General features: G+C 69.5%; 2 protein-coding genes and 1 pseudogene. 2 read left to right on the top strand and 1 reads right to left on the bottom strand.

Translation table 11 applies throughout. The annotated features are described in order from the left end of the window. A pseudogene (locus G7A99_RS19290) lies at positions 1-724 on the top strand (MFS transporter); the annotation flags it as partial. 140 nt (positions 725-864) lie between these two features. Beyond that, entirely contained in the window at positions 865-1,137 is a 273-nt protein-coding gene (locus G7A99_RS19285; RefSeq protein WP_163143269.1) for a DUF3634 family protein, read from the top strand. A gap of 1 nt (position 1,138) precedes the next feature. On the opposite strand, the gene G7A99_RS19280 is transcribed toward G7A99_RS19285, so the two are convergent. After that, positions 1,139-1,555 (bottom strand): DUF86 domain-containing protein, encoded by a 417-nt coding sequence (locus G7A99_RS19280; protein ID WP_163143266.1) that lies wholly within the window; start codon positions 1,553-1,555, stop codon positions 1,139-1,141. Positions 1,556-1,617 lie beyond the last annotated feature (62 nt).

Below are 1,617 nucleotides of genomic sequence, written 5' to 3'. Positions count from 1 at the left end.
GATCATGCCGCTCACCGGCGGAAGCTGGCGGCTGACCCTGCTTACGTGGTCTCTACCGGCGCTCGCCGTCGGCGTGGCGGTCATGCTCTGCCGCAGCCGCGGCGAGGCCGGCCCGGCGGCACCGCACTGGCAACCGGACTGGCACGACGGCACAGTCTGGCGCCTGGGGGCCCTGCTCGGCGCCGCGGCCACGGTGTTCTTCGGCACCAACGCGTACATGGGCAGCATTCTCGCCGACCGCGGCGCCATGGACGCCCTGCCGGCAACGCTGTTCACGTTCAACGTCTGCCAGGTAGCGGCCTCGGTGCTGATGATGGCGATGTCCGGCCGCTGGCTCGGTCGGCGTGGCCCGCTGGTGATCACCGGCCTGGCCTGCGTCGCGGGCCTGGCCCTGTTCACCCTCACCGGCGGGCTGGCGGCACTGGCGGGGGCGCTGGTGGTGGGCTTCGCCTCGGCGGTACAGCTCATCCTGCTGGTCTCCCTGCCGCCGTGGCTGACCGACTCCAGCGGGGCCGGACGGCTGTCCGCGGGGATGTTCACCCTGGGCTACGCCGTGGCATTCACGGTACCCCTGATCGGCGGAATGATCGCGGACGCCACGGGCACGCCGCCCCTGGCGCTCGCGCCGGTGACCGCCTATGCCCTGCTCGCAGCGCCACTGGCACTCGGCCTGGACCTGCGATCGCGCGACACGCGGGGGACTGGGGCCGGGGACGAACGATGACACGCCGCCCCCCGGACACGAGACGGACGGCGGTGCGATACTTCTTGCGCGGCAGCACGACCAGTCGCGCGGATGACGGCGGAACGCCATGACCGGCGCATGGTCTGTGGGTAAGAAGAGCGGGCACCGACGGGAAGAGCATGCTGGGCAAAACGCTGTACACGATCACCTTCGAGCCGGACGGCCCGGTCGTCACCCGGGGCACGCCGCCGCCGGGCTTCCTCTCGGGCTGCCGCGACATCGCCCGCCTCTACGGCGTACAGGCCGGCCAGGTCCGCTGCGTGCGCACCGCCGCCGGCCACCGCCTGCGCTTCTCCTCGAACGTCCCCGAGCGCTGCCGCCAGCCCCTGCGCAACGTCTGGGAACCGCCGCCCACCGGCGGCGGCAACGGCGGCACCCGCGCGAGGAGCTGACTCAGTCTGGCGGCAAGGCGGCGCGAACCGCCTCGACGTAACGCAGGAGATCGCCGAGATGATTCGCCAGGATGTCCTCGACGATCGCCAGGTCGACCTCCTGGTAACCGTGCACGAGCACGTTGTGGAACCCGGCCATCGCGTACAGGGACTCGGCCAGTTCGTCACCGAGCATACCGGCCCGTCTCAGCAGATCGAACAACGCTCGATTGGTGGCCGGCTCACCCAGCCTTCTGACCGAAACAATGTGTGAGGCCGCATCCAGTGACGCCTGAATCGCGATCTGCAGGGTGTGCTCGACGAATCGGGCCTCACGCACATCGCTCCCTAGGTGCTCCGGCCGGGCCAGTTCACGGAGTTCGCGAACGCACGTTTCTATGAGCGCTAGTTTTTTCTCGATCAGGGCCGAATCCGTCATGCCACACGCCCGCGACGGTATTCCCGGATATAGGGCAGGACGTCAAAATAGGCGTTTCTCGC

This window comes from Arhodomonas sp. KWT, assembly GCF_010993615.1.
This window is presented reverse-complemented; position numbering and strand designations above follow the sequence as displayed.